Origin of the sequence: Intestinimonas sp. MSJ-38, from assembly GCF_018917925.1 — a bacterium.
In the GTDB taxonomy this organism is placed as follows: domain Bacteria; phylum Bacillota; class Clostridia; order Oscillospirales; family Butyricicoccaceae; genus Pseudobutyricicoccus.
Genome location: NZ_JAHLPO010000009.1, coordinates 29,265 through 51,421, shown reverse-complemented (window position 1 = coordinate 51,421; position 22,157 = coordinate 29,265). Strand labels below are relative to the sequence as shown.

Here is a 22,157-nt window from a genome sequence, read left to right as displayed (position 1 = left end):
CAAAATGAACTTTGATTATACACTTTATCTTGTTACTGATCGTCAACTAATGAGCTGCGATAGCCTGACAGAAGCGGTAGAACAGGCAATTTTAGGAGGCTGCACAATGATACAACTCCGAGAAAAAGAATTGTCCTCATTAGAATTTTACAATCAGGCTGTTGCCGTGAAACAGGTTACGGATAAATACCATATTCCCCTTATCATAAACGACCGGATAGATATTGCAATGGCTGTGCAGGCTACGGGGGTACATATTGGACAGCATGATTTACCTGCGGCTGCCGTCCGCAAAGTAATTGGGGAAAATATGCTGTTGGGAGTATCTGCATCTTCCATTGCAGAAGCAATACAGGCACAACAGGATGGTGCAGATTATTTGGGAGTTGGCGCAATGTTCCCTACTGGAACTAAAACCGACGCTGATTCTGTATCAATGGAAGAATTACAGAAAATCCGCGCAGCCGTTTCTTTGCCGATAGTTGTTATTGGCGGTATCAATAAGGGAAATGCAGGGCGTTTCAAGCCCATGGGAATTGACGGGCTGGCTGTTGTATCTGCCATCATAGCGCAGTCTGATATAAAAGCTGCTGCTGCGGAACTGAAAGATTTATTTTGCGGAAAGGAAAAGAAAAATGGATTTTAATGCGGCAATCTTTGATTTAGATGGAACAATTCTGGATTCAATGGATGTATGGGAGCATATAGATATTCAGTTTTTGAAAAAGAGAAATCTTCCCGTCCCGGAAAATTATGTAACTGAAATATGTGCAAGGAGTTTTGAGGAAGCCGCACAATATACCATTGATCTTTTTGGATTGCAGGAAACGGTAGAGGGAATTATTGAGGAATGGAATAATATGGCGGTCGAGGAATACAGTAACCATGTCGGTCTGCTGCCCCATGCCCTTGATTATCTTCTGCGCTTAAAAGAACATGGAATAAAACTTGCAGTTGCTACGGGGTTGCCGGAAAAGCTCTATATTCCATGCTTAAAGAACAATTCTATTTTAGAATTATTTGACGCTCTATGTTCAACAGATGAGGTTCAGCGGGGAAAAGAATATTCGGATGTCTTTGAATTGGCCGCAAGAAAATTAGGGGTTGCACCTGAACACTGTATTGTGTTTGATGATGTGCTTCCAGCAATTAAAAGCGCAAAGGCAGCCCGTATGTTAGCAGGTGGGATTTATGATAAGTATTCCGCAGATCAGCGTACAGAAATAGAAAGGATTGCGGATATTTACTTACTTGATTTTCGGCAAGCACCGATCCCACACAAAGAGGTATGAAAATGGAAAAATGGGATTTATATAATGCAAAACGGGAAAAGTCTGGAATAACAATGTGCCGTGGAGAAATCATACCCAAAGGGCTGTATCATTTATCTGTGAGTGTATGGATCGTCAACCAGCAGGGGCAGTATCTTTTATCACAGCGGCATCCGAAAAAGCAATACCCTCTTTATTGGGAATGTACGGGTGGTTCTGTATTTTCCGGGGAAACCAGCTTGCAAGGAGCAATCCGAGAGGTAAAAGAAGAATTAGGAATACTGCTTACTCCCGGAAGTGAAAAATTGATTTATCAGACCAGACGGGAAAATGTGCAGGATTTTTACGATGTTTGGCTGTTTCATAGGGATATAAAGATTGAAGAAATGCGTTTACAGGAAACAGAAGTTGTAGATGTTCAATGGGTAAGTTCAGATAAGTTATTTGAGATGTTTCGCCTGAAACAACTGCATCCCCTGATTACCTATGTAGATCAGTTAATAGGCTGAAAAAACGCCGGGCGCGGAGGTGTCAAAGCCTCTGCGCCCGGCGCTTCTTTTTTGTCCATTTTCCCGCATTTAGAACCCCGTTTTAAGGGGAACAGGATAACTTTATCCACCTGCCTGCCGACCATGCGGAAAAACCCTTGATTTCCGTGGACTTTTACCGCCTTAAATGCGTAGACAGGAGGTATCTTTTCCGCTGGCGTTCCGCCTCTTTCTTCCGGCGCACCTGCACCGCACAATCCGGGCAGTATTTAGCCCGGTTGGAGTTGGGAGTAAACGCCGCCCCGCAGACGGCGCAGCGTTTGATTTCGTCCCGGCCTTTGGTGATCTCGGCGCACAGGGCCGCGTCCAGCGGCAGGACGGCTACCTTGAACCACCGGCACAGCAGCGAATAGGAAATACTCTGCACACAGACACATTCCTCCCCATCGTCCAGCAGGAGGCAGTTTCCGTTACAGTAGTTGCAGCACTCATGGGTGAGCCTGCGTGCCTTGCGGTATTGGGGGTAACTCATTCTCGGTATGTTCATCGTTCCTGCGTATGCTCCTTTCCCGGCGCTGTCCGCAAAATGCTGTCTATATTCTGTTTGACAATGCCGTATTCTTTCAATTTCTGTTTTGCTTCGCTGTACTGTGCGGACAGCCGTTCCCGTTCTGCGTCCAGCTTTTTATACTCGGTTTTGAGGGCGTACAGGTTGGGGAGCTTTGTGACCCCGGCCTCTTTGAGCGTCTTTGCCGCCGCCTCATACAAGATCAGTTGGCTTTCATGCTGCCGCCGGAACGCGGCCTTGTCTTTGGCGTTTCGCAGTTCCAGCGCCACAGGCCGGAGCTGCTTGTAGGCGGAGAGGTTTTTTATCAGCAGCGCCATATCCCCAAGGCGGCGTTCCGCGTCTTTCAGGGCGGAGGCCGCCGCGTCGTTTGCCGCGCTGATCTCGGCCAGCCTGCTTTCCAAGCCCTCGTAGCTGTCAATCTGGTGTTCTGTGATGAAGTTTAAGGAATTGGCGGCCTGCTTCAAGTTGTGCAGCTTCGCCCACCGCGCATAGCCCGCCGACTGCTGGGCCTTGATACTGTCCTCCAAGGCAATCCGCAGGGAGATTTCCCCGGCGCTTCTTCTGCGCGACCCCCGGTCAATGGCAATGCCCTTGATCCGCTGGGTGATCCGTTCCTCGGTGTAATCCTCCCCCAAGGTCTTGCAGCGGGTGAAGCGTTCCTGTCCGGGGGCGCGGAATGAAATAAACTTGCCCTGTTTGACTTCATAGCCCTGCGCCTCCATGAGCCGCAGAAAACCGTCAAAGTCTTTGGCCTGCGGAATGGCCGCGTCGATAGCGATTTTCAGTTTTGCTTTCCAGCTCTTGCCCTTTTTCTGTGCGTCCCACTCGGCGTAGGTCTTGCCCTTGTCTTTGCCGGGCTTTACCACAGACAGGCCGTGTTCCTTGCACAGCCGGTCGCTGGTGCGCCGGATAAAGGCGTAGCTCTGGCGGTTGGAAATGTACTTGCGTTGGTTCGCCATATCCACGGCGCAGAAAATAATGTGGTTATGCAGGTGGCCCTTGTCTATGTGGGTGGTAATCACATAGGGATATTTACCTTGCAGCACTTCATCGGCAAGCTGCCGCCCGATCTCATGGGCCTGCTCCGCCGTGGTTTCCCCCGGTTCAAAGGCTTGTATCAGGTGGTGGGCCAGATTGTTGCCCTTTTGGTACGCCTGATCTAATAGCATTTGAAATTCAATATCCGCCGTTTCATAGGAACAGCCATAGGAAGAAACGAACAGCTTTTCATCGGTCTTGTCCGGGTTCTCGATGTAGTCCAGCGCCTTTTTCAGCGTTGACTTGATAGGATGGATCTTTGTAACTGCCATATCTGTGCCAGCGCCCCCTTGATGTCCTCTAAGTCCTGCGCGTACACAGTCCCGGTACTGTTGATACGCCTTGCAATCTGGTTGATGTTGACGCCGATCTTTTGCAGCTCTGCGGTCTGCGCCCGGACGGGGCCGGTGTCGATATGGACGATATAGCCGTCAATCAGCATTTTCCGGGCGTAGGCAGAAAAGTTCTTTGTGCCAAGCTGGGCCATCTTCTGCTGGATCAGCGCCCGTTCCTCCGGCGTCACCGGGACGCGCAGCACAAACTTCCGTTTTCGGTTTGCCACTTTCGCACCTCCATTCATTCAGGGGTTTGGGGACTTCCCCAAGATACAAACGGGAAGCCGTTTGCCGGGAGTGTGGCTACACTCCCTATGCTTGCTGTCTTTGTTCTTCTTCCCCTAAAAAGCGTTCTGACCCCAAGGAAATACCCGCAAAATCCCGGTTTTTCCGAAAACCGCACAAAAAAAGAGAGGGCGCAGCCTTGCGTCCTCCCAAAAACAAAACAGAGGGTTGTCATGCACCCTCCGTTTCGTCATTCTTCTGTTGAATTTGAATGGCCCCGTCAATCGCGCCCTCGATGATCGGCAGAAATTCTTCCGAGCAGAGTTTCAGTTTGTGGCTGACCCGCTGCCGCTGTGCACTTTCCTCCCGCATGACCTCCGGGTTAAAATACCGTTCCACGGGAAGCCCGCAGATTTTAATAAGCTGTATGATAACTGGCAGGCTGGGAATCGTGCCGTCATTTTCGATGTTGGCAAGATAGCGCCAGTCGATATTGACCTGTTCCGCCAGCGTCTTACGCGATAACTGCTTGACTTTCCGCGCCGCTTTTACATCCGCGCCGAAAGTTTCAAAGCCGGGACAATCTTTGATATTTGCCATATAGCACCACCCATCTACATTGTATATTTCATATTTTCTCAATGGAATGTTGCTATATGTAGTAAGATTAAACTTTATAATTCATATTTTGTGCCTTGTACGGAAAAGCGGGCTATCCTATAATAAAGAAAAAGCACTTTTTTGAAAAAATCCGTCCGCTGTAACATTTCGCGGACATTTGCCTGTTATACTATCTGCAAAAAGCAAAGGAAGTGAGAATATGAAGCAGATTTTGATTGTCGAGGACGACAGTTTTTTGAATAAGATGTTAGACTATAACCTGACCGCAGATGGCTACGGCGTGACTTCTGCCCTAAATGCCAGAACCGCAGCCGACGCCATCCGCCAGCGGGAATTTGATTTGGTGCTGCTGGACATCAACCTGCCGGACGGCAACGGTTTTGAACTGTGCAAGCTGATAAAGCCCCAGCACCCGGATACCATCGTGATTTTCCTGACCTCCAACGATCAGGAGAGCGACCAGATACGGGGCTATGAGGTGGGCGCGGTGGACTACATCACAAAGCCCTTTGTAATCGGGGCCTTGCAGCGGAAGATCAAAGCCATGTTCGCCATGCTGGAACACCACAAACCGGCTAAGGACATTTACGACGACGGGCGGCTGTTTCTGGACTTCTCGGAGCAGACGGCTTCCTTAAATGGCAAGCCCCTGACCCTATCTCCGATGGAGTATAAAATGCTGAACCTGTTCCGTAAAAATCCCCGGCAAGTGCTGACCCGTGGGCAGCTTTTGGAAAAGCTGTGGGATATAGACGAGAGGTTTGTAGACGAACACACCCTGACAACCTCCATCAGCCGGATTCGCAGCAAGATCGAATCCGACGGTGGCGCGCCCTACATCAAGACCGTTTACGGCATGGGTTATCAATGGACGGGAGGCGAGGCAAAATGAAGTTTCAAAACCTCTCGGTAAAGCGGCTGTTTGGTCGGGTGGCAATAGGACTTGTCCTCTCCATGTCCGGGATCACCATAGCTCTGTTTCTTGTGACGAAACAGACGGCGGTGGTGCTGACGGGCGGGGCGCTGCTGTTGTGCGCCCTTGTGGGGATTTTTGTACTGACGCAGGCGTTTGGAAAGCGGCTGTCGCAGTTTACCGCTGACCTGTGCCAGACTTTAGACCACATGATCGCCGGAAATGAAGCACCCCAGCGGCCAGAGGACAGCGAAACCCAGCTTGCCAGAATCGGACACCGGCTGGCAAGGCTTTACCAGATCATGCAGGAGAACCGCCGCCGGGTGGACGAGGAACGGCAGGAGTTACAGACCCTTGTATCGGATATTTCCCATCAGGTGAAAACGCCGGTAAGCAATCTGAAAATGGCGACGGACACCCTGCTGGAAAAGCCTATGACCGAGGCGGAGCGCACCGACTTTATCCGGGGAATCCGCACCCAGACGGATAAGCTGGACTTTCTCTTTCAGGCCCTTGTGAAAACCTCCCGGCTGGAAACGGGCGTGATCCAGTTGGATAAGAAACCGGGCCGCCTCTTTGATACCGTGGCGCAGGCCATGAGTGGGATCGTGTATGCAGCGGAGAAAAAGGAAATTGCCGTATCCGTGGACTGCCCGGAGGATTTGACCGTTTTCCATGACAGCAAGTGGACATCCGAAGCCCTCTTTAACCTGCTGGACAATGCAGTGAAGTACACCCCGGCAGGCGGGAAAATCACGGTGTCGGTGGTATTGTGGGAAATGTATGTGGAGATCAAAGTGACCGACACCGGCAAGGGCATTTCCGAAAGCAATCAGGCCGCCATCTTCCGGCGCTTCTATCGTGAGGAAGAAGTACACGAACAGCAGGGCGTGGGCATTGGCCTGTATCTGGCCCGCGAGATCGTAACGCGGCAGGGCGGCTATATCAAAGTGGTTTCGGAGCCGGGCAAGGGTTCGGAATTTTCCATTATGCTGCCGACAAAATAGAACGCGGCGGACGGCCATTTCCGGCTGCCCGCCGTAAATTTTTTTGAAATGTCCGAGCGTTGTAACATTTCACCCCGATTTTCAATGAAATTTTTTGGCCGCTGTAACATTTCGCGGACATTTGGGTTTTACAATAGCCTTATCAACAGGCAGAAAGCCTTGAAAGGAGTTTTGAGTATGAGCGTTTTGCAGACGATTGATCTGAAAAAGTATTACGGCACAGAGCCGAACATCACTCGCGCCCTTGACGGTGTGAACTTCTCTGTAAATGACGGTGAATTTGTGGCCGTTGTGGGAACCTCTGGCAGCGGCAAGTCTACCCTGCTTCACATGATGGGCGGGCTGGACACTCCCACCAGCGGAACCGTGATTGTCCGGGACAAAGAGCTGTCGAAAATGAACGACGAACAGCTCACCATCTTCCGCCGCCGCAACATCGGTTTTATCTTCCAGAACTATAACCTTGTTCCCATCCTGAATGTGTATGAGAACATCGTCCTGCCGGTGGAGCTGGACGGGGACACGGTGGATCAGAAGTTTTTGAACGAGATCGTTCACCTGCTGGGGCTGGAAGATAAACTGAAAAATATGCCGAACAATCTTTCCGGCGGCCAGCAGCAGCGTGTGGCGATTGCCCGCGCCCTGATTACCAAACCGGCTATTGTGCTGGCCGATGAGCCGACCGGCAACCTTGACAGCAAGACCAGCGCTGAGGTGTTGGGGCTTATCAAGCGCACCAGTGCAGAGTTCCGGCAAACTGTTGTGATGATTACCCACAATGACGACATAGCCCGCCTTGCAGATCGGATAGTCCGCATTGAGGACGGCAAGATTGTGGAGTAAGGAGGTGGCAGGCTATGACATGGCCTTTTGAAAATGATACCAGCGCCATTACAAAGAAGCTGGCAAATAAAAGTTTGAAAAGCGAGAAGCGCCGGAATCTGATGGTAGTGATTGCCGTTGCGCTGGCGGCATTTCTGATCTGCTTTACGGGAATTGTAGCTACTTCCCTGACACAAATGCAGCGCAATCAGGTTGTCGATACTTATGAGGCGGTCTGGCTGGGCGTAGAGGAAAACGACATTGAAACCCTGAAAGGACTGCCGGAGTTTGAGCGCGTAGGCGGCTACTATATGCTCGGTGAGGAACTTTCGGAACAGGGCTATCATGCCTCTTATGTATATAATGACGCAGAAATGATGGAGATTGGGCGCGACCAAATGAAGCTATTGGAGGGGAATCTGCCCCAAAAAGCAAATGAAGTTGTCGTAAGCGAATACTTTCTCTCCACCTATGGAAACAATGCCAAGATCGGGGACACTGTGACCTTAGATACCGAGAGTTTTCATGGTGATTATGTCGTTACCGGCATTATGGACAGCGTAAATGAAAAAGAAGCGAATACCTGCGCTATCATTCTTTCCAAAGCTGCCCTGACAGAATGGAAAGGGTTTGATCCGGCTGGGTATCGCGCCTATGTCCATTTCAAAAACAGCGACCAGTTGGGCGAGGAACTGATAACCTCTTATTGCAGGGAGATTGCAGAGGAATATCAGCTTCCTAATCCCAGCATGAACAACAAGTATTTTGCTTATGCTTCTAAATCCTTTGATTTTTTACCGATTGTTGGTGTGATTGTTATTGTTCTGATCGGCGGCTATATTGTGATTCAGAGTATCTTCCGTATCTCCATCAATGACAAAATTAGGAGCTACGGACAGCTTCGGACGATTGGTGCAACGCCAAAGCAAATCAAGCGGATTGTAAAGCGGGAGGGACGCAAACTCGGCAGTATCGGAATTTTGGTTGGTACAGTGCTGGGCGTATGCTGCGGTTTTCTTCTGTTTTCCAAGGGATTTAACGCTGTTTCCTATGTCGTTATGGTTTCCCTGACACTCATAAGCAGTTGGATCATGGTGTCTATTTCCATCCGTAAGCCGGTGAAAATCGCGGCAGGGATTTCCCCCATTGAAGCCGTCCGTTTTACCCCGGTGCAAAAGGACATCCGCAGCCGGAAAAAGAATATCAAGCTCAATCCTGTTTCAATGGGAATTGCGAATTTTAAGCGTGACCGCAAAAAGACAATCTCTATTATAGCGTCTTTGAGTTTGGGCGGAATTATCCTGCTTGTGGTATCCTCCATGGTTTTGCTGCGCTCCCCAGAGGCACTTGCAAGGCAGATTTATCCGTATGGTGACTATAAAATTTATTTACATTCCGAGTTGGCAGTAGAAGAAGCTATGGCAGCGGGAAATCCATTGAATGAGAAATTGAAGCAGGAAATTTTGGCCATTGATGGTGTAACCGATGTGATTACAAAAAGGCAAAGCCTTCATATAAATTATCGTGCCAACGGAATTGATGAGGCTGGTTGGTGTGATATACTAACTGAACAAAATTATTCTGCGGTTGAAGCTGCATTGATAGAGGGAACTATGCCAGCGGATGCACACAGCATCATAATTGATTCGCATACAAGTAATCGTGATAATATAAGAGTGGGAGAAACGGTTGAAGTTACCTCTGGGAAATCAACTATTCCTGTTACTATATCAGGGGTGTTTGACAACGATAGCATACCAACTGATGGACATGGAACAGTCCCAGTTGACGCTCCACTTGAATTTGCAACGGAAGCATTATTCCATGAATTACATCCAGAAATAGCTTCGTTTGACTATTCATGGAACATTGCAAGTGATCCGAAAAAAGCGGACAATGTAGAGTCTGAATTGAAAAATATTGTAGCCACTCATACTGATATTGCGTTAGAAAATATTGACACTATAATTGAGTATGAAAAAAATATAAATGCTTTTGTATTTGGCAGTATAGAGGTACTTTCATGGCTGGTATTCCTCTTTGGCGTTATCAACCTGATCAACACGACCCTCTCTAATCAAATGTCCAGAAAACAGGAAAACAGTGTTTTGCGTTCCATCGGACTGACGCAAAAGCAGCTATGTAAAATGAACATCTGTGAGGGGCTGTGCTATGCGCTCTTTGCAACATTGGCGACGCTGATCGTTGGGCTTCCGGCTTCCATCTTTGCTTGCAGCAAATTTAGTGTAGGAGCTTTTGCCGGAAAAGTAGTGCCTTACAAATTCCCGGTTTTGGAAATGGGTCTGTTCATTCTGGTATTGTTCGGAATGGAGCTGATTTTGTCTGTATGGACAGTCCGCAGACAGAAAAAACAATCCCTGATTGAACAAATGCGGGCAATGGAATAACCTTTTGGAAGTGGCGGGGCGGCGTGTGCTGCCCCGCTTTTTTCGCCATTTCTCAAAAAAATTTTTGAAATGTCCGAGCGTTGTAACAATTCAGCCTGTTTTTCTGTCGAAATCAAAGGTACCTCGGACATTTGTGTAACATTTGTAGTTTATGCTTGTGGTAAATCAATATTGGGGGTGAGGACACATGAAAAAGATACTGCTGATCGACGACAGCGACACCTATACATGGTGTCTGCAAAAATACTTACAGCACCGGGGCTACCCGGTGAAAACGGCTTGTACGCTGAAAGAAGCGCGGCCGCCATCCAAGAGGAAATGCCGCTGGTGGTCTGCTGTGATCTCGACCTGCCGGACGGTTCCGGCATGGACTTTCTGGACGAGGTGCGGGCCGCAGACAAGGAGCTGCCTTTTATTCTGGCGTCCTGCCATGACAGGGACGACTACGAACAAGAGGCTATGCGCCGGGGCGCGACGCTGTGCATGGACAAAATGAAAGGGCTATTGCTGCAAGATAAGCTGGTGGAATACGCTTACCGGCAGTTATCCGGCGAAAAGGCCCCGACTTTTCACAAGCTGCTCTTTGTCCATGTGGAAGATACCAGCGCTGAAGTGCTGCGGGCTGCCATGCTGCAAAAGGGCTTTGACCTGATTCTGGTTTCCTCGATTGGGGAGGCCAAGCGCCGGATTTTTGAGGATAAGGAAATAGACCTGATCTTGTGCGATGTGGAACTGCCGGACGGCACAGCAATGGAGTTGTTTCATACGCTGCGGCGGGTGGCGGGGATGTTCCAAATGAAGAATCCCCCTGTCCGGCTTCTTCCGTTCTTTATCCTCACCGAGAACAACGACCTTGCCACGGAATATGAATACCGGCATGAGGGCGTGAACGACTATATCACCGCCCCGGTCAATATCCCAGAGCTGATCCGGCGGGTTCTGTTCTTTGTGGAATGAAACGAGCTTACATATCCAAACATCTGCCTCCACAGCGGGGAAAAGAAAAAAACCGCTGACGGGCAGAGGATTTCGTGCGCTTTCCTGTATCACTGACGATACGGCGGTTTTGAGTAGATCAAGGCCGCCGTTTCTGTTTGCTTCGACGACCCCTGCACCGTGTTCTGGCATGGCGGCTTTAGGAGGGAGCCGCTATGCAACGAAAACTACTTCGACAAAATCCGACAGGGGTTAGCCTGTCAAAAAAAGCCGTCCCCCGGCAGCGGGGACAAGCGGCTATGAGTATGTACTATACCATGTAGGAAAAGAACATATTGCTTTTTGTTTCGCCCTGTGGGTCTTTGACCTGCCGGGCGAATTTTGTTATTTCCTGCGGCCTGCTATCCGGCGCAAAAAGAAATTTCAAAAAAGTGAAAAAAGGAGGCGTTTAGCGGGCAGCCAGAGAGATTCCATTCGCTCTATTGGCGGAAAGGGAGAGAACCACCACATCCCCCATAGAAAGGGGGTGAGAAGATGGAAGCGATCCCCCGCAAATACGGTGAATGGAGCCAGTTTGACCGCTATTGCAAGCTGGTTCTGTACCATGAGGCGATAGATTATCTGCGGGAAATGAAGTGCCGCCGCGACCGTGAAGTGTCGCTGGACGCTGTTTCCCCGGCTGATTGGGACAAGCTCTCGACCGTAGATCGGTATTCCTGCGACAGCTTTACATTCAGTTCGCATGGCTATGACCTACATATCGACAACGAGCTTGTGGCCGAAGCGTTTGCCAGCCTGCCAAAAGACGAGCAGAGTATTTTGATTCTCCGCTTTGTTCTGGATTTGACTGACGAAGAAATCGGCCGCCTGATGGGAATGTCCCGCAGCGCAGTACAGCGCCACAGGACAAGCACCCTGAAAGACTTGCGTATAAAATTGATGGCGTTCATGCCGGAGGGAGGTTAAACGCGGATGAAGCAATCCAGTTACAAGGGCAAAAGCCCTCTGCCGGATTTTGTGATCGACGCGGCCTGCGCCGGTAACGCCGAAGCCGTGGAGCGTGTCTTGCAGCATTACGACGGCTATATCAATAAGCTGTGTACCCGGACGCTCTATGACGGCAGCGGCCAGCCTCATATCTGCATTGACGAGTATATGAAGCGCCGATTGCAAATCAAGCTGATCCATTCCATCGTTAGTCCCATTGGCGACTGACGGTTAAGGCCCCGGCCATAGACAGGCGGCTTTCCCTTTCCCCGCCTGCCTGTTTTCCCGGCGGCCCCTTTGCTCCTTGACAAATACGCCCGCAGGACAATGGCGGCGCGTCATAGGGCAGACGGATACATTCTGTCTGTGCCGAGCCGGGCGGCAGGTGCGCCAAGAGGCTTTCCCTCATTGGGGTAAGCGGAGCGATTTTACCGTGCCGTAAAGCAGGTGTGGCAGCCTGCGGGCGACGACGCGCAGATAGGACAATGATACTCCCTTGCCGTCGTAGTCCGAGCGTTTGAAGCGTCGCAGGCAACGAGCAGGGCCGCGTGAGAACCACGCGGGGGTGAGATTCCCGTGGAGCTGTGCCAGCAGCCGTCCGTTCTTTTCTGCCCACTTTCACAAAAACAACCTTTGTTTTGAAAAGAAAGGGGGCCTTGTTATGAGTAATAACGATGTGCCTATTTGGGAAAAATACACGCTTACCATTGAGGAAGCGTCCAAATATTTTCGGATTGGGGAAAACAAACTGCGTCGGCTTTCCGAGGAAAACCCCACCGCTGGCTGGGTGATCCTGAACGGCAACCGCATCCAGATCAAGCGGAAGCAGTTTGAAAAAATCATTGATTCCCTTGACACAATATAGTGAAAAAGGGCCTTGCGCGTGTTATAATAGGTTATAAGCGTGTCAAGGCTCTTTCCGTCATGGAAAGGAGCATGACGAAATGCCAAGAAAAGAACGAGATGAAAAAAGACGGGACAACAAAGGCCGCCTTTTGAAGTCTGGAGAGAGCCAGCGATCAGATGGAAGATACGCTTACAAATACATTAACACCTTTGGAGAACCCCAGTTTGTTTACTCATGGAAGTTAGTACCCACCGACAAAGTACCTGCCGGGAAACGGCCCTGTCTTTCCCTGCGCGAGAAAATCAAGCAGATACAGAAAGACCTTGACGACGGGATAGACACCATCGGCAAGAAAATGACCGTGTGCCAGCTTTATGAAAAGTACACCCGGCAGCGCGGGAATGTGCGGAAAGGAACCCAAAAGAGCCGCCAGCAGTTGATGAAACTTCTGTCCGAAGATAAGCTGGGCGCGGCCAGCATTGACAGCGTGAAGCTGTCTGACGCGAAAGAATGGGCCTTGCGTATGCAGGAAAAGGGCGTTGCCTACAACACCATCTGCAACAGCAAGCGTTCCTTAAAAGCCATCTTTTATATGGCCGTACAGGACGATTGCCTCCGCAAGAATCCCTTTGACTTCCAGATCAATGAGGTTATCAACGACGATACCGTACCAAAGGTGCCGCTTACCCCTACACAGGAAAACGAGCTTTTGGACTTCATGCAGAACGATCCCGTCTATGCCAAGTATTATGACGAGGTGGTGATCCTGCTGGAAACCGGGCTTCGTATTTCCGAACTCTGCGGCCTGACGCCAGCCGACCTGAATTTTGAGAAGCGCTTTGTGAATGTAGACCACCAGCTTTTGAGAAGCACCGAGGACGGTTACTATACCGAAGCGCCAAAAACAGAAAGCGGATTCCGTCAAGTGCCTATGAGCGCAGCCGCCTATGAAGCGTTTGAGCGCGTGTTGAAGAAGCGCAGGGACGGCAGGTGCATTGAGGTTGACGGTTATAAGGACTTCCTGTTCCTGAACCGGGACGGCCTGCCCAAAACCGCCGTCAACTATGACGCCATGTTCAAGTGCCTTGCCAAGAAGTACAACAAGTGCCACAAGGAGCCGCTGCCCGATGTGATGACGCCGCACACCATGCGGCATACATTCTGTACCAGAATGGCAAACGCGGGCATGAACCCCAAGGCATTGCAGTACATCATGGGACACGCCAACATTGTAATGACGCTGAACTATTACGCCCACGCTACTTTCCATTCCGCACAGGAGGAAATGGAACGGCTGCAAGCCAAGGCAAAAACCACCGCAGAGGCCAAGCCGGAGCCTGCGGCGGAAAGCGCCGAGGAAACCAAGGCGGCATAAGTAGTACGCAGAATTTACTACTGCTTTTACTACTTTTGAGAGCGAAAACATAAGGGGTAATAAAAAGATTTGTGAGGTTCTTCCGATATGAAAAGTGCCGGAAAAGCCCGGAATAACGGGCTATACCGGCATATAAGAACATCTAAAGAGATAATTAGAAATCTATTAAATGATTTTGGAAAAAATAAAATTGCCTTAAAATTTGCTGTTTTGTTGAAATAATTCAGAGGAATGGCGAAAAGTAAAAGGCGCAAAAAGGAGGGATGAAGAAGGGAATATGCATTTTGTATTCACAAATGAAAAAGAAAAAAGGGGGAAGGGGTCGTAACATGCCAAACAAATTGGAAGTCAGAAGAAGTGCTCTGCGAAAGATTCGGGAAAAGTTCCTGGAATCTTTTAGCGCCGTAATGCCTATTGGTTTGATCGTACTGCTGCTTCATTTTACCATCGCCCCCATGCCCGGGGGGATGTTCGGCTCCTTTTTGGTGGGGTTGCTCCTGTTGATCGTGGGAATGTGCCTGTTTTCCCTGGGGGCCGATCTGTCCATGATGCCCATGGGGGAGCGAATCGGCGCACAGCTGACTCGCTCCAAAAACCTGAAATTCTTGATTGTTACTGCGCTGGTGATGGGGGTACTCATCACGGTGGCCGAGCCCGATCTCCAGGTGCTGGCCCGGCAGGTGCCGGCTGTGCCGGATAAGCCGCTGATCTTTCTGGTGGCGGCAGGGGTGGGCCTGTTTTTGGTGGCCGCGTTGCTGCGCATTATTTTTCAAAAAAGTCTGCGTTTGATTTTGATGGTCTGCTACGGCTTGGTGTTTTTCCTGGCCATTTGGGTGCAGCCGGGGTTTCTGCCAGTGGCCTTTGACGCTGGCGGCGTCACCACCGGCCCCATTACGGTGCCCTTTATCCTAGCGCTAGGCATCGGTGTGGCTGCGGTCCGAGGCGGCCGCAGCGCTCATGACGACAGCTTCGGACTGGTGGCGCTGTGCTCCATCGGCCCGATTTTGGCAGTGCTGCTGCTCAGCCAGTTCTATGATGCCGCCGGTGGGGCCTATGGCGCCACGGTGCCGGAAACACCCCAGAGCCTGGGCGAGATCGTTTCTCAATACATCCAGGCCTTTCCTCATTATGCCAAGGAAGTGCTTATTGCCCTCCTGCCCATTCTGGGGGCATTCGCGTTGTTCCAGGTGCTCTTTCTCCACCTGCCCCGACGGCAGATGATCCGGGTGGGCGTGGGTGCCGCCTATACCTATGTGGGGCTGGTTCTCTTTCTCACAGGAGCCAACATCGGTTTTTTGTCCGCAGGGAATTTCCTGGGAGGCGCCATCGCCGCCCTTTCCTATCGGTGGGTTCTTGTTCCCATCGGCATGGTGATGGGATTTTTCGTGGTGGCCGCCGAGCCTGCGGTGCATGTGCTCAACAAGCAGGTGGAAGAGATCTCCGGCGGTACCATCTCCCGCAGCGCCATGCTCATCAGCCTGATGTGCGGCGTGGCCGTTTCCCTGGGGCTGGCCATGGCTCGGGTGATCTGGGGCGTGAGCATCTGGTATTTCCTGTTACCCGGCTATCTGGTGGCTTTGATGCTCACTTTGTTTGTACCCAAGATATTTACCGCTGTGGCCTTTGACTCCGGTGGTGTGGCCTCCGGGCCGATGACGGCCACATTCCTGCTGCCCTTTGCCATGGGGGCCTGCCAGGCCATGGGGGGCAATGTGCTCTCTGATGCTTTCGGCATCGTGGCCATGGTGGCCATGACCCCCTTGCTGGCCATTCAGATCCTGGGCCTGTGGTCGGTATATCGCCAGAAGAAGCAGCCCAGAGAGAAATTTGCTTTGGACGAGACCGAACTCATCGAAATGGAGGGATAACTATGGCAAAAAAGCAAGAAGAGAGCCGGCGGATCCTCCTGTTTGTGGCGGTGGCTGCCCGGGGGCAGGGAGAAAAGATTGCCATCTTTTGTGCCTCCTGCGGCGGAAAGGTGCGTCTGGTGGCCCTGGGACGAGGTACCGCCAGCCAGGATATCCTCAACTACCTGGGCCTGGGGGACAGCAAAAAGGATGTGGTGCTGTGCACCGCCTCCCGCCCAGTGGCCCAGCGGATGCTGGAGGGAATGAAAGAGAAGTTTTCCATGGATAGCCCCGGCGAAGGCATTGCCTTTACCATCCCGGTATCCAGTGTGGTAGGCCGGGTGAGTTTTGAACTGCTGCTGGGGGGAAAGGGAGAGCAATGAGAGAAAACGAATTGATTGTAGCCATTGTGGAGCGGGGCTATGCCGATGATGTGATGAAGGCGGCCCGGTCAGCCGGGGCCCGGGGAGGCACCATTCTCCATGCCCGAGGGGCCGGGGATGAGGCCCGGGACCGGTTTTATGGCGTGACCATCCAGTCGGAAAAGGAAATGGTATTGCTGCTGGTGGAAAAAGAGCACAAGGCGGGCATTATGAAGGCCATTTGTGCCCAGGCCGGGCTCAATCAGGAGGCCCGGGGTCTGGTGTTTTCCCTGCCGGTGGAGGATGCTGTGGGGATGGCGCCCGAGGACAGCCTGCCCGATTTTTCGCAGCAATAGCTCAAAAAGGCTTCTGGCAAAATGCCAGAAGCCTTTTTCGTTATTGGTTCAGAGCCTTTTCCAATGCAGGGCGGAGAAGAAGCAGGGTTTTGCCGATGGGAGCGGCCAGACGGCCGGTGCGGGCCATTTCCAGCAATATTTCATAGGAAACGCGGCACACCGCCACCGTTTCTCCCTTTTGCAGCCGCACTTCCTTGGGATGCACGGAAGTGCGCAGCAGAAAGGAGTCCATCTGTCGTCCCTTGGCCCGAGTGGAGCATAAAAAGCGCAGTTGTCCCGGATGGGCCAGGATGCCTGTCTCTTCCTTCAGCTCCCGCAAAGCGGCCGTAAGGCTTTCTTCCCCCCACTGCACACCGCCGCCGGGATTTTCCCAGCAAAGGGGATATTCCCTTTTCTCCGGGCTGCGTAAAGTGAGAAGAAATTGGTTTTCCTCGTCCACGATCCACACGCCTACCGCTTTGTGGAATGTGCCGGGGGGCAGGGGCTCGCTCCGGGGATGGGGCCGGGGAAGGGGAGCGTCGGTTTGTTCATCGTAAAGCTGCCAGAATTCCATAAATCCTCCGAGAAAAGAAAGGGGCGGCTGAGCCGCCCCTCAGACTGTCGAAAAACCTATATAACGAAAAGGGTCGTCCGCCCTACCCCTATAAATCCGCAAAAAGCCGCGACCTGTGCGTGGCTTTTTGCACTTCTCAAGGGGCAAGTGTGCGCCAAAGGCGTGCATACAGCCCCTTGCAAAAACTCGAAAAAGTGGCCTAAGCCACTTTTTCGACACGCTCAGGGGCGGCTGAGCCGCCCCTTTTTGCATGTCAATGGAATCAAAATCGTTATTTTGCCATTTCTTCCAGATAGACGCCCACGGCCTTGCCGTAAGGCACCTTCTGACCGCACTGATTCATGGCTCTTTCGATGACGCCCAGCACGGCCACTTCGTCATTGATGTCGATGTTGCCCATATGGCCCAGACGGAACATCTTGCCTGCATAGGCGCCCAGACCGCCGGCAACGATGATGCCCTCTTCCAGCAGAGTGGCCCGGAACTTGGCATCGTCCATGCCTTCGGGATAGAGCAGGTTGCTCAGAGTCACAGCCCGGCAGCCTTCCTTGGCCAGAGGCACAAGGCCGATGGACTCCAGAGCCTTCTGCATGGCCCGGGCGTTCTTCAGGTGGCGCTCGTAGCGGGCCTTCATGCCCTCTTCCTTGATGATGCGCACCGATTCCTTCATGGCCCACACCAGGTTGATGGCCGGGGTGGCGAAGTATTTGGAGGTGTCGTCCATGATGGGCACCCACTTGTCAAAGTCGCAGTAATACTCGGGAATGACGCCCAGAGTGGCTCTTCTTTCCATGGCCTTTTTGTTGGCCCACAGCAGAAGCAGGCCGGGGCAGACGCCGAAGGCCTTCTGGGAAGCGGTGAAGAGCACATCGATGTTCATCTCTGCCAGGTTCTCATATTCACCGGCGGTGGCGGCCACGCCGTCCACGATGTAGATGGTCTCGGGGAAGTCCCGCATCACTTCGCCGATGGCGGCGATGTCGGCGGCGGCACCGGTGGCGGTGTCCACATGGGTGACTGTCATAGCGGCGTAATGCTTTTCGCTCAGCTTTTTGCGGATCTCTTCCGGAGAGACCACGCTGCCCCATTCGGCCTTCAGCACATCGGCGTTGAGCCCTTTGTGCTCACAGATGTCGATGAACCGGTCGCCGAAGAAGCCATTGGAGACGATGAGCACATTATCTCCCCGGCGGGTCATGTTGGAGATGGCCATTTCCATTGCCAGTGTGCCGGTGCCGGCCACCACGAATGTCTTGCCGTCGCAGCCGAACAGCTGGCCCAGATCGTCAATGACGCTCTTGAAATCCTTCACAAAGCGAGGATCGCCGAAGGCCTGAATCTCCCGGCCCATTTCCTCCTGGATGGAGCGTACCACCGGCGTGGGGCCGGGGATCATCACCATGGTTTTCTCTTTCATTATCAAAAACACCCCTTTTCAAAACGATGGAAGCGGATTTTACAAAGTGAAATGATATTTCGATTCCATTTTTCTGTTTTTATTGTAGCATCCCCATGGGGGAAAGTCAAAGGAGGATGCGACGAAAATCAGTTGAGGATTCCGTGCAAATAGTCTATAATTTCATTGTGTAAAATGAAAAACGGGGGCAGGACCATGGAAAAGAAGCTGGCCAAAGTGAATCAATCGGTGGAAAAGGCATTGCAGCTGGTGGAGGTGCTGGCTTCTTCCCGGGAGCCTATGCGCCTGGGGGATCTGGCGGTGGCCTGCGGTCTTCCGGCCAGCACTGCATTGCGACTGGTGAACACTCTGCTGCTTCACGGCTATGCCAACCAGGACCCGGTGACGCTGCGCTATTCCCTCACGCTGAAATTTGCCCAGATCGGCAGCCAGGTCTCTTCCCAGATGGATATCCGCAACCTGGCCCATCCCTGGCTGCTGGAGCTTTCCAGCCGGTGTGGGGAAAGCTGCTGTCTGGCCATTGAGGAAAACCGGCAGGTGGTTTATGTGGATGTGGTGGAAGGGCCCGATGGGATGCTGAAAATCATGCAGCGCATCGGAAAACGGGCGCCCTTGTATTGTACCGGCGTGGGGAAGATCTTTCTGCTCAACGACGATACCGCCTCCCTGGAGCAGTATATTGCAGAAAATGGTCTGGAACCCCTGACTTCCCATACCATCACCACCCGGGAAGGGCTGCTTTCCGAGCTGGAGAAGATCGGGCGCCAGGGATATGCCCTGGACGACGAGGAGTGCGAGCAGGGGGCCCGGTGCGTGGCCGCCGGGGTGCGGGATTACACGGGAAAAGTGGTGGCTGGCATCAGCGTTTCCGGTCCGCTGCACCGGATGGAGCCGGAACACATCCGCCGGATTATTCCCCAGGTTCAGCGCACCGCCCAGCGCCTGTCCCAGCTGCTGGCCTATGAAGAATGAAAAAAGAGCGTGCCTCTTGGCACGCTCTTGAGCGTGTCGAAAAAGTGGCTTAGGCCACTTTTTCGAGTTTTTGCAAGGGGCTGTATGCACGCCTCTGGCGCACACTTGCCCCTTGAGAAGTGCAAAAAGCCACGCACAGGTCGCGGCTTTTTGCGGATTTATAGGGGTAGGGCGGACGACCCTTTTCGTTATATAGGTTTTTCGACAGTCTGAAGAGCGTGCCTCTTGGCACGCTCTTTTGCTGTATTCAGATCTGAGTGCGGCCTTCCAGGGCCCGGGTGAGGGTCACTTCGTCGGCATATTCCAGATGCCCGCCCACAGGCACACCATAGGCCAGACGGGTCACCGCCACGCCAAATGGCTTGAGCAGCCGGGAAAGATACATGGCCGTGGCTTCCCCTTCGGTGTCCGGGTTTGTGGCCATGATGACCTCCCGGATGTCCTCGTCGGCCACCCGCTGCAACAGTTCCTTGATGCGCAGCTGATCGGGGCCGATGCCGTTGAGGGGGGAGATCACCCCGTGAAGCACATGGTAAAGACCCTTGTATTCCCGGGTACGCTCCAGGGCTACCACATCCTTGGGATCGGTGACCACGCAGATCAGCCCTTTGTCCCGCATGGGGTCGGAGCAGATGGAGCAGATCTCACCATCGGTGAGGTTCTGGCACACCTTGCAGGTGTGTACCGTTTGTTTGGCATCCAGAATGGCTTTGGCGAATTCCTCCACCTGGTCCTTTGGCAGATCCAGCACAAAAAAGGCCAGCCGCTGGGCCGTTTTATAGCCGATGCCCGGCAAACGCTCAAATTGCTCAATGAGCTTTTCCACCGGCGGCGCGAAATATTTCATGATTAGAACAGACCGCCCATTCCGCCGGTGAGTTTGTTCATCTCTGCGGTGTAGGTGTCATCAGACTGCTTCATGGCCTCGTTGACGGCGGCCATCACCAGGTCGCAGAGCATCTCGGCATCCTCCGGATCGATGACTTCCGGCTTGATGATGAGAGAGGTGAGCTGCTTTTGCTTGATGGTGGCGGTGACAGCGCCGCCGCCAGCAGAAGCGGTGAACTCCATCTCTTCCAGCTCAGCCTGCTTTTTGGCCATATCCTGCTGCATTTTTTGGGCCTGCTTCATCAGGTTATTCATGTTGAAACCGCCCATAGGCATCTTTTTCATGGGATAAACCACCTTTTCTTTGGTATTTTGATTGTATTGCCAGGAGCTTTGCGAAAAAGCTCAATCCTGCTGTTCGCGTACATCCACACCCAGGCTTCGGGCCGTATCCAGCACTTCATCCAAAGCCCCTTCTTCCTGGGCGGGGACGGCCGATTTGCTCCGCAGCCGCACACTGGAGAATCCGGCCTTATGGGCGGCCTGCTCCAGAAGGGTCACCACACGGGGCCGGTCCAGAAGCAAAAGCCCCTCTTCATCCACGCCAATGACCAGCAGCTCCCCCTTGAGGGAATAGTGGGCCAGGCGGATGTAGGCGGCAGCCGCCGGGTTCATGGGCGTGCCCTTCAAAGCGGCAAAAAACCGGTCACGGGCGTCGGTATCTCCCGGAGAAGAACTTCCCTTTCCCTTTGAGCCTTCCCCTTTGGGGGCAGCAGAGGGAGCCGCAGGCGCGGCCGGTGCCGCCGGAGCGGAAACAGGGGGAACGGGCACCGCTGGGGCGCTTTGCTGAGGCGCGGGAGAAAGGAGCACCGGCCCGCGGCACAGGCGGAGCAGGCACATTTCCCCATCGGCCCGGCGGATGGCTGAGCGGGTCAGCCGGGAAAGAGTCTCGCCGATGACCCCTGCGGCAAAATCCAGAAATTCCGGCGAAGCTTCGCTGGCGGCCTGTTTCAGCTCTTCTGTGGTGAAGAAAGAGCCGGTCAAGGTGCTATCGGCATTCTTTACCGATTGGATGAGATAAATATCCCGGATCAGGGACAGAAGCTCGTCAAACAGAGAGATCATGTCCCGGCCTTGGTCATAACACTGGGAGAACATCGTCAGGGCCTGGGCGGCGTCTTTTTTGCACAAGGCGGAAAAGAGGGATAGAAGCTGCTGGTTTTCCGCCACTCCCAGACAACTTTGCACATGATGCAGATCGATGGGGGTATCCCCGGCCACACAACGGTCCAGAAGGGAGATGGCATCCCGCATGGAGCCGTCGCCCAGCCGGGCCAGAAGCAAAGCGGCCTCGGGGGAAAGACTCAGGTTTTCCGCCCGGGCGATGGTGAGCAAACGGTCGCCGATGGCGGCGGGGGAGATCCGGCGGAAATCATACCGCTGGCACCGGGACAGGATGGTGGCAGGCACCTTGTGGATCTCGGTGGTGGCCAGGATGAACAAGGCGTGTTCCGGCGGCTCCTCCAGGGTTTTCAGCAAAGCGTTGAAAGCGCCCGGTGACAGCATATGCACTTCGTCGATGATATAGGTACGCAGACGGAGAGCGGTGGGGGCGTAATTGACCTCCTCCCGGATCTCCCGGATGTTGTCCACGCCGTTGTTGGAAGCGGCGTCGATTTCCGATACATCCATGGCTGCATCTTCCAGCACGGCCCGGCAGTTTTCACACTGGTTGCAGGGATTGCCGTCCACCGGGGAAAGACAGTTGGCCGCCCGGGCCAGAATTTTGGCGCAGGTGGTCTTGCCGGTGCCCCGGGTGCCGGTGAAGAGATAGGCATGGGACAGCCGCCCGGTCTGGACCTGGGCCTTGAGGGCGGCGGTGATGTGCTGCTGGCCCACCACATCGTCAAAGGTGATGGGTCGCCATTTGCGATAAAGGGCCTGATGAGACACGAAAGTTCCCTCCCAAGAAAGCAGAAAC

24 protein-coding genes and 1 pseudogene are annotated in these 22,157 nt (G+C 52.8%); 16 read left to right on the top strand and 9 right to left on the bottom strand.

Translation table 11 applies throughout. The features are described from left to right. Nucleotides 1–4 precede the first annotated feature (4 nt). The 3 genes from thiE to KQI26_RS07295 are packed head-to-tail and all read left to right on the top strand — an operon-like array spanning nt 5 to nt 1,780. Nucleotides 5–646 carry a thiamine phosphate synthase gene (thiE, locus tag KQI26_RS07305; protein ID WP_004611584.1) on the top strand — a complete coding sequence of 214 codons (642 nt, stop codon included), beginning with the start codon at nt 5–7 and terminating at the stop codon, nt 644–646. Beyond that, on the top strand, nt 636–1,292 hold the full coding sequence (locus KQI26_RS07300) for an HAD family phosphatase (RefSeq protein WP_005361145.1): 657 nt from the start codon (nt 636–638) through the stop codon (nt 1,290–1,292). Before thiE ends, KQI26_RS07300 begins: the two co-directional genes overlap by 11 nt. A gap of 2 nt (nt 1,293–1,294) precedes the next feature. Then, nucleotides 1,295–1,780, top strand: coding sequence for an NUDIX domain-containing protein (locus KQI26_RS07295; RefSeq protein ID WP_233104350.1), 486 nt, complete (start codon nt 1,295–1,297; stop codon nt 1,778–1,780). A 154-nt stretch (nt 1,781–1,934) separates the two neighbouring features. Here the strand turns inward: KQI26_RS07295 and KQI26_RS07290 are convergent, their stop codons facing one another. The 4 genes from KQI26_RS07290 to KQI26_RS07275 form a co-directional block, all read right to left on the bottom strand. After that, a complete protein-coding gene (locus KQI26_RS07290; RefSeq protein WP_112115380.1) occupies nt 1,935–2,306 on the bottom strand; it encodes a cysteine-rich VLP domain-containing protein in 372 nt (123 codons plus the stop codon). After that, nucleotides 2,303–3,637: a relaxase/mobilization nuclease domain-containing protein gene (locus tag KQI26_RS07285; protein WP_117440195.1), complete on the bottom strand. Its 1,335-nt coding sequence runs from the start codon at nt 3,635–3,637 to the stop codon at nt 2,303–2,305. The genes KQI26_RS07290 and KQI26_RS07285 overlap by 4 nt, the downstream gene beginning before the upstream one ends. Then, on the bottom strand, nt 3,598–3,927 hold the full coding sequence (gene mobC / locus KQI26_RS07280) for a plasmid mobilization relaxosome protein MobC (protein ID WP_002566656.1): 330 nt from the start codon (nt 3,925–3,927) through the stop codon (nt 3,598–3,600). Before mobC ends, KQI26_RS07285 begins: the two co-directional genes overlap by 40 nt. Before the next feature lie 229 nt (nt 3,928–4,156). Then, on the bottom strand, nt 4,157–4,525 hold the full coding sequence (locus tag KQI26_RS07275) for a helix-turn-helix transcriptional regulator (protein ID WP_216503911.1): 369 nt from the start codon (nt 4,523–4,525) through the stop codon (nt 4,157–4,159). 220 nt (nt 4,526–4,745) lie between these two features. On the opposite strand from KQI26_RS07275, the gene KQI26_RS07270 reads away from it, so the two are divergent. The 12 genes and pseudogenes from KQI26_RS07270 (at nt 4,746) to KQI26_RS07215 (ending at nt 16,406) form a co-directional block, all read left to right on the top strand. Further along, on the top strand, nt 4,746–5,438 hold the full coding sequence (locus KQI26_RS07270) for a response regulator transcription factor (RefSeq protein WP_216503910.1): 693 nt from the start codon (nt 4,746–4,748) through the stop codon (nt 5,436–5,438). Next, nucleotides 5,435–6,466 (top strand): sensor histidine kinase KdpD, encoded by a 1,032-nt coding sequence (locus KQI26_RS07265; protein WP_216503909.1) that lies wholly within the window; start codon nt 5,435–5,437, stop codon nt 6,464–6,466. The genes KQI26_RS07270 and KQI26_RS07265 overlap by 4 nt, the downstream gene beginning before the upstream one ends. A gap of 177 nt (nt 6,467–6,643) precedes the next feature. Beyond that, nucleotides 6,644–7,309 (top strand): ABC transporter ATP-binding protein, encoded by a 666-nt coding sequence (locus tag KQI26_RS07260; protein WP_216503908.1) that lies wholly within the window; start codon nt 6,644–6,646, stop codon nt 7,307–7,309. Nucleotides 7,310–7,323: 14 nt separating this feature from the next. Beyond that, a complete protein-coding gene (locus KQI26_RS07255) occupies nt 7,324–9,696 on the top strand; it encodes an FtsX-like permease family protein (protein WP_216503907.1) in 2,373 nt (790 codons plus the stop codon). Nucleotides 9,697–9,883: 187 nt separating this feature from the next. After that, nucleotides 9,884–10,653, top strand: a pseudogene (locus tag KQI26_RS07250) (response regulator). 513 nt (nt 10,654–11,166) lie between these two features. Further along, on the top strand, nt 11,167–11,598 hold the full coding sequence (locus KQI26_RS07245) for a sigma-70 family RNA polymerase sigma factor (RefSeq protein ID WP_055201460.1): 432 nt from the start codon (nt 11,167–11,169) through the stop codon (nt 11,596–11,598). A gap of 6 nt (nt 11,599–11,604) precedes the next feature. After that, the gene (locus tag KQI26_RS07240; protein ID WP_004611627.1) at nt 11,605–11,847 is read left to right on the top strand and encodes a helix-turn-helix domain-containing protein; all 243 of its coding nucleotides are present in this window, start codon (nt 11,605–11,607) and stop codon (nt 11,845–11,847) included. Between the two features lie 433 nt (nt 11,848–12,280). Further along, a complete protein-coding gene (locus tag KQI26_RS07235) occupies nt 12,281–12,484 on the top strand; it encodes an excisionase (RefSeq protein ID WP_055201461.1) in 204 nt (67 codons plus the stop codon). A 79-nt stretch (nt 12,485–12,563) separates the two neighbouring features. After that, entirely contained in the window at nt 12,564–13,841 is a 1,278-nt protein-coding gene (locus KQI26_RS07230) for a tyrosine-type recombinase/integrase (protein ID WP_106999819.1), read from the top strand. Between the two features lie 329 nt (nt 13,842–14,170). Further along, a complete protein-coding gene (locus tag KQI26_RS07225) occupies nt 14,171–15,709 on the top strand; it encodes a DUF1538 domain-containing protein (protein ID WP_216503906.1) in 1,539 nt (512 codons plus the stop codon). Between the two features lie 2 nt (nt 15,710–15,711). Continuing rightward, nucleotides 15,712–16,071, top strand: a complete 360-nt coding sequence (locus KQI26_RS07220; RefSeq protein WP_118747599.1) for a hypothetical protein — start codon at nt 15,712–15,714, stop codon at nt 16,069–16,071. Further along, nucleotides 16,068–16,406, top strand: coding sequence for a P-II family nitrogen regulator (locus KQI26_RS07215; protein ID WP_118747598.1), 339 nt, complete (start codon nt 16,068–16,070; stop codon nt 16,404–16,406). The genes KQI26_RS07220 and KQI26_RS07215 overlap by 4 nt, the downstream gene beginning before the upstream one ends. A gap of 40 nt (nt 16,407–16,446) precedes the next feature. Here the strand turns inward: KQI26_RS07215 and KQI26_RS07210 are convergent, their stop codons facing one another. Together KQI26_RS07210 and KQI26_RS07205 are read right to left on the bottom strand one after the other, a co-directional pair. Next, a complete protein-coding gene (locus KQI26_RS07210; RefSeq protein ID WP_216503905.1) occupies nt 16,447–16,959 on the bottom strand; it encodes an NUDIX domain-containing protein in 513 nt (170 codons plus the stop codon). A 271-nt stretch (nt 16,960–17,230) separates the two neighbouring features. After that, on the bottom strand, nt 17,231–18,376 hold the full coding sequence (locus KQI26_RS07205; RefSeq protein ID WP_216503904.1) for an alanine--glyoxylate aminotransferase family protein: 1,146 nt from the start codon (nt 18,374–18,376) through the stop codon (nt 17,231–17,233). 195 nt (nt 18,377–18,571) lie between these two features. Here KQI26_RS07205 and KQI26_RS07200 point away from each other — a divergent pair, with 195 nt between their 5' ends. Next, nucleotides 18,572–19,348, top strand: a complete 777-nt coding sequence (locus KQI26_RS07200; protein WP_216503903.1) for an IclR family transcriptional regulator — start codon at nt 18,572–18,574, stop codon at nt 19,346–19,348. Nucleotides 19,349–19,595: 247 nt separating this feature from the next. On the opposite strand, the gene recR is transcribed toward KQI26_RS07200, so the two are convergent. The 3 genes from recR to dnaX form a co-directional block, all read right to left on the bottom strand. Continuing rightward, complete coding sequence (gene recR, locus KQI26_RS07195; RefSeq protein WP_216503902.1) at nt 19,596–20,195, bottom strand: recombination mediator RecR; 600 nt, start codon at nt 20,193–20,195, stop codon at nt 19,596–19,598. Nucleotides 20,196–20,197: 2 nt separating this feature from the next. Next, a complete protein-coding gene (locus KQI26_RS07190) occupies nt 20,198–20,512 on the bottom strand; it encodes a YbaB/EbfC family nucleoid-associated protein (protein WP_371744105.1) in 315 nt (104 codons plus the stop codon). A 69-nt stretch (nt 20,513–20,581) separates the two neighbouring features. After that, on the bottom strand, nt 20,582–22,129 hold the full coding sequence (gene dnaX / locus KQI26_RS07185) for a DNA polymerase III subunit gamma/tau (protein ID WP_216503901.1): 1,548 nt from the start codon (nt 22,127–22,129) through the stop codon (nt 20,582–20,584). Nucleotides 22,130–22,157 lie beyond the last annotated feature (28 nt).

What these genes read in the sequence shown, in the direction of transcription:
- KQI26_RS07295 (WP_233104350.1), top strand. Translation starts at nt 1,295, where the DNA reads ATGGAAAAATGGGATTTATATAATGCAAAACGGGAAAAGTCTGGAATA.
- KQI26_RS07205 (WP_216503904.1), bottom strand. Translation starts at nt 18,376, where the DNA reads ATGAAAGAGAAAACCATGGTGATGATCCCCGGCCCCACGCCGGTGGTA.
- KQI26_RS07290 (WP_112115380.1), bottom strand. Translation starts at nt 2,306, where the DNA reads ATGAACATACCGAGAATGAGTTACCCCCAATACCGCAAGGCACGCAGG.
- KQI26_RS07255 (WP_216503907.1), top strand. Translation starts at nt 7,324, where the DNA reads ATGACATGGCCTTTTGAAAATGATACCAGCGCCATTACAAAGAAGCTG.
- KQI26_RS07265 (WP_216503909.1), top strand. Translation starts at nt 5,435, where the DNA reads ATGAAGTTTCAAAACCTCTCGGTAAAGCGGCTGTTTGGTCGGGTGGCA.
- KQI26_RS07215 (WP_118747598.1), top strand. Translation starts at nt 16,068, where the DNA reads ATGAGAGAAAACGAATTGATTGTAGCCATTGTGGAGCGGGGCTATGCC.
- KQI26_RS07210 (WP_216503905.1), bottom strand. Translation starts at nt 16,959, where the DNA reads ATGGAATTCTGGCAGCTTTACGATGAACAAACCGACGCTCCCCTTCCC.
- KQI26_RS07275 (WP_216503911.1), bottom strand. Translation starts at nt 4,525, where the DNA reads ATGGCAAATATCAAAGATTGTCCCGGCTTTGAAACTTTCGGCGCGGAT.
- KQI26_RS07300 (WP_005361145.1), top strand. Translation starts at nt 636, where the DNA reads ATGGATTTTAATGCGGCAATCTTTGATTTAGATGGAACAATTCTGGAT.
- KQI26_RS07245 (WP_055201460.1), top strand. Translation starts at nt 11,167, where the DNA reads ATGGAAGCGATCCCCCGCAAATACGGTGAATGGAGCCAGTTTGACCGC.
- KQI26_RS07225 (WP_216503906.1), top strand. Translation starts at nt 14,171, where the DNA reads ATGCCAAACAAATTGGAAGTCAGAAGAAGTGCTCTGCGAAAGATTCGG.
- KQI26_RS07220 (WP_118747599.1), top strand. Translation starts at nt 15,712, where the DNA reads ATGGCAAAAAAGCAAGAAGAGAGCCGGCGGATCCTCCTGTTTGTGGCG.
- thiE (WP_004611584.1), top strand. Translation starts at nt 5, where the DNA reads ATGAACTTTGATTATACACTTTATCTTGTTACTGATCGTCAACTAATG.
- recR (WP_216503902.1), bottom strand. Translation starts at nt 20,195, where the DNA reads ATGAAATATTTCGCGCCGCCGGTGGAAAAGCTCATTGAGCAATTTGAG.
- KQI26_RS07240 (WP_004611627.1), top strand. Translation starts at nt 11,605, where the DNA reads ATGAAGCAATCCAGTTACAAGGGCAAAAGCCCTCTGCCGGATTTTGTG.
- KQI26_RS07235 (WP_055201461.1), top strand. Translation starts at nt 12,281, where the DNA reads ATGAGTAATAACGATGTGCCTATTTGGGAAAAATACACGCTTACCATT.
- KQI26_RS07200 (WP_216503903.1), top strand. Translation starts at nt 18,572, where the DNA reads ATGGAAAAGAAGCTGGCCAAAGTGAATCAATCGGTGGAAAAGGCATTG.
- KQI26_RS07270 (WP_216503910.1), top strand. Translation starts at nt 4,746, where the DNA reads ATGAAGCAGATTTTGATTGTCGAGGACGACAGTTTTTTGAATAAGATG.
- KQI26_RS07285 (WP_117440195.1), bottom strand. Translation starts at nt 3,637, where the DNA reads ATGGCAGTTACAAAGATCCATCCTATCAAGTCAACGCTGAAAAAGGCG.
- KQI26_RS07260 (WP_216503908.1), top strand. Translation starts at nt 6,644, where the DNA reads ATGAGCGTTTTGCAGACGATTGATCTGAAAAAGTATTACGGCACAGAG.
- KQI26_RS07190 (WP_371744105.1), bottom strand. Translation starts at nt 20,512, where the DNA reads ATGCCTATGGGCGGTTTCAACATGAATAACCTGATGAAGCAGGCCCAA.
- KQI26_RS07230 (WP_106999819.1), top strand. Translation starts at nt 12,564, where the DNA reads ATGCCAAGAAAAGAACGAGATGAAAAAAGACGGGACAACAAAGGCCGC.